This is a genomic window from Thiomonas sp. TH-17, from assembly GCF_057473305.1.
This window is the reverse complement of record NZ_JBYCKI010000029.1, coordinates 1-3,463: the sequence shown is the minus strand read 5'-3', so window position 1 is coordinate 3,463 and position 3,463 is coordinate 1. Positions and strand designations below refer to the sequence as shown.

5 protein-coding genes and 1 tRNA gene are annotated in these 3,463 nt (G+C 59.7%); all 6 read right to left on the bottom strand.

Translation table 11 applies throughout. From position 1 onward, the window contains the following. Positions 1-13: 13 nt before the first annotated feature. The gene (locus AC2VLV_RS02050) at positions 14-643 is read right to left on the bottom strand and encodes an NADH-quinone oxidoreductase subunit C (RefSeq protein ID WP_486988419.1); all 630 of its coding nucleotides are present in this window, start codon (positions 641-643) and stop codon (positions 14-16) included. A gap of 45 nt (positions 644-688) precedes the next feature. Further along, positions 689-1,165, bottom strand: a complete 477-nt coding sequence (locus AC2VLV_RS02045) for a NuoB/complex I 20 kDa subunit family protein (RefSeq protein WP_013106540.1) — start codon at positions 1,163-1,165, stop codon at positions 689-691. A gap of 155 nt (positions 1,166-1,320) precedes the next feature. Further along, positions 1,321-1,680 (bottom strand): NADH-quinone oxidoreductase subunit A, encoded by a 360-nt coding sequence (locus tag AC2VLV_RS02040; protein WP_013106541.1) that lies wholly within the window; start codon positions 1,678-1,680, stop codon positions 1,321-1,323. Positions 1,681-1,737: 57 nt separating this feature from the next. Next, positions 1,738-1,822: transfer RNA gene (locus AC2VLV_RS02035), tRNA-Leu, on the bottom strand. A gap of 379 nt (positions 1,823-2,201) precedes the next feature. After that, a complete protein-coding gene (gene secG, locus AC2VLV_RS02030) occupies positions 2,202-2,627 on the bottom strand; it encodes a preprotein translocase subunit SecG (protein ID WP_486988418.1) in 426 nt (141 codons plus the stop codon). 76 nt (positions 2,628-2,703) lie between these two features. Then, on the bottom strand, positions 2,704-3,447 hold the full coding sequence (tpiA, locus tag AC2VLV_RS02025; RefSeq protein ID WP_486988417.1) for a triose-phosphate isomerase: 744 nt from the start codon (positions 3,445-3,447) through the stop codon (positions 2,704-2,706). Positions 3,448-3,463 lie beyond the last annotated feature (16 nt).

Below are 3,463 nucleotides of genomic sequence, written 5' to 3'. Positions count from 1 at the left end.
CAGTGCCCCAAGCTCAGCTCCCCAGACCTGCGCGACTGACACCGCCCAGACCCCCATAGCCCGTCTCGCGGATGACACGCGGCGTGATCTCGCGGGGTTCTATGGTGACCGGTTGGTAAATCACGCGCTTGCTGTCGGGGTCGTAGCGCATTTCCACCGTGCCGGAAAGCGGGAAGTCTTTGCGGAAGGGATGGCCGATGAAACCGTAATCGGTGAGGATGCGGCGCAAATCCGGGTGGCCCTCAAAAATGATGCCGTAGAGATCGAAGGCCTCGCGCTCGAACCAGTTGGCCGAGTTCCAGAGATCATTGATCGAGGCCACCAGCGGCAGATCATCGTCGGCACAGCGCACCCGCACGCGCAATCGCCAGTTGTGCTGCAGCGATAACAAGTGCACGACCACCATGAAGCGGCCGGCCTCGTCGCGCACGGCATTGCCATATTGCGCGTAATCGACGCCGCAAAGATCGATGAGTTGCTCGAAATGCAGTTCGGCGTCATCGCGCAGAACCAGACAAACGTCGCGGTAATGTGCCGGAGCAACGTCCAGGGTGAGTTCGCCCACGCTGGCCTGCAAGGCCACAATGCGCTCGCCCAATGCGGCGCGCAGCGCGGTGTCGAGTTGTTCGAGCTTGCTGGTCATGGCATCGATTTGCGAAGTGGATGAGGGCGCGATTTTGAAAGCAGTTCAGCGCGCGATCGTTTCGGTTCTGCGGATCTTGTTCTGCAGCTGGATCAGCCCGTAAAGCAGCGCTTCGGCCGTCGGCGGGCAGCCCGGCACATACACATCCACCGGCACGATGCGGTCACACCCACGCACCACCGAGTAGGAGTAGTGGTAATAGCCGCCGCCGTTGGCGCAAGAGCCCATGGAGAGCACCCAGCGCGGTTCGGCCATCTGGTCGTAGACCTTGCGCAGCGCGGGCGCCATTTTGTTGCACAGCGTGCCGGCCACAATCATCAAGTCGGACTGACGCGGGCTGGGTCGAAACACGATGCCAAACCGGTCCAGGTCATAGCGGGCAGCGCCCGCATGCATCATTTCCACCGCGCAGCAGGCCAGACCGAAAGTCATGGGCCAGAGCGAGCCGGTGCGCGTCCAGTTGATCAGTTTGTCGGCGGACGTGGTGATGAAACCTTCTTGCAAGACGCCTTCGATGCTCATGATGCTTTCCTCCTCACTGATTCAGACCAGCACCGTAGCGCAGTAGTTCACGTGGTTCACGATGTGGGCCTCGTCAAAAACCTCGCCGGGCCGCCCCAAGAGTTTCTTGCCCCCTGAGGGGAGAACTGAGCGAAGCGAAGGTTTTCGGGGTGGGCTCATTCCCAATCAAGCGCTCCCTTTTTCCATTCGTAGATGAAGCCTATCGTGAGGATGGCGAGAAAAATCATCATCGCCCAGAAACCAATCTGGCCAATGTCTTTCAGAGCGACAGCCCAGGGAAACAGGAATGCGATTTCAAGGTCGAACAGGATGAACAGAATGGCGACGAGGTAGTAGCGCACGTCGAACTTCATCCGTGCGTCTTCAAACGCCTCGAAGCCGCACTCATACGGAGAGTTTTTCTCGGCGTCGGGGTGACGCGGAGCGATCAGGTAACCGAGCAGTTGGGGCACCACGCCCACACCAATGCCCACCAGGATGAACAACAACACCGGCAGATACTGCTCAAGGTTCATCGCACTCCATCTCCTGTTGTTATGTGGCTCGGGTTGAAACCCAGCCCTTCAATCTTTTGGTGCCGACGGCGAGACTCGAACTCGCACAGCTTTCGCCACTACCCCCTCAAGATAGCGTGTCTACCAATTCCACCACGTCGGCTCAAAACCGGATACCACCTGAACACCACCGCTTGACCTGCACGGCGAAAGTGGCCCAGCGCAACAAAACTCTTTAGGGACAGTCCACGGCGATCATGAGGATCATCGCCGTTGTGCGGCCTATCTTCAGCGCGGCAGCCGCGGTAACACTAGGCGCTTCACAAGGCGCGCTTACCTTACCCTTACCACCCCGCATCTTGTTTGTTGCCGGATTTGCAAAACAAAAGAATCTTACATGCTTCCAATGCAGCGAAGCAACACGCAACAGTCGGATATTGCTCTAACGCAATGCTCAACTACAGATCAGATTGACAAGTCGCAGAGCCTGTGTTTGCTGCAATGCACCATCGTTGATGGCCGATGGCGCATGACACGCGAATTTACTGGCTCGCGGACGCCGCAGAGGCGGCCGTCTTAGGCTGCGAGGTGGCTTGCGAAGCCTTGCTCACCGCGCTCGGCACCCCAGGAATTTCGCTAATCGGACCCGCCGGTTTCGTGGGTGCCACAACTGATGCCACGGGCGCGGGCGCAGCGAGTTTTTCCATCAGTCCGCCATCGCCGGAATTGGCGCGGTTGCCGAAATAGGCCATCATCAGCGTGGTGACGAAAAACAGCGTGGCGGCAACCGCCGTGCTCCGGCTCAAAAAATTCGCCGAACCGGTTGCCCCGAACAGGCTGCCCGACGCACCAGAGCCGAAAGAAGCGCCCATATCGGCCCCTTTGCCATGCTGCATCAACACCAGAACGATCATCACCAGCGCAGACAGGATCTGCACCACCAGAGTCAAGGTCAAAAGAATTTGCATTTGTGCACTCATCCGCGCCAGGCGCGATTTACAACTTCACTTCACAAAGCAGGACGAACCTGCGAATCAATCAGTCTTAGCGCGCTGCCGCGGTGATCGCCAGAAAATCAGCCGCCTTGAGCGACGCCCCACCGATGAGGCCGCCATCGATGTCGGCCTGCGAAAACAGCACCGCCGCATTGTCGGGCTTCACACTGCCGCCGTACAGAATCCGCACACCCGCAGCGGCCTCACTCACCGTGCGCAGATGCTCCCGCAGCACAGCGTGCACTTCTTGCGCCTGCTCCGGGGTCGCCGTGAGGCCAGTGCCGATCGCCCAGACGGGTTCGTAAGCGATGATGATGCGCGATGTCTGCTCTCGCAGAAGATGGGTGACCGCCAGCAACTGACGCAGCACCACGGCGCGGGTCAGCCCCGACTCACGCTCAGCCAGTGTTTCTCCCACGCAGACGATGGGCGTCATGCCCGCTTCGAGCGCACGCTCTGCCTTGGCCGCGACGAGCACATCGGATTCATGATGATCGGCGCGGCGCTCGGAGTGGCCGACGATGACATAGCGGCAGCCAAAATCCTGCAGCATGCTCACGGCTACTTCGCCGGTGTGTGCGCCGCTCTGATGTACCGAACAATCCTGCGCCCCCAGCGCAACCTGGCTGGTCTGCAGCAGTTGTTGCACTTGAGAGAGATAGGGATAGGGCACGCAGATCGCCACCTCACAACGCGCGGCTCCCACGCCGGCAAGAACCTCGGCCAGCAGCGCGGCATTGCTCGCCAGACTGCCATGCATTTTCCAGTTTCCTGCGACGAATTGCTGACGCATGCTTTGCTCCTGTCTG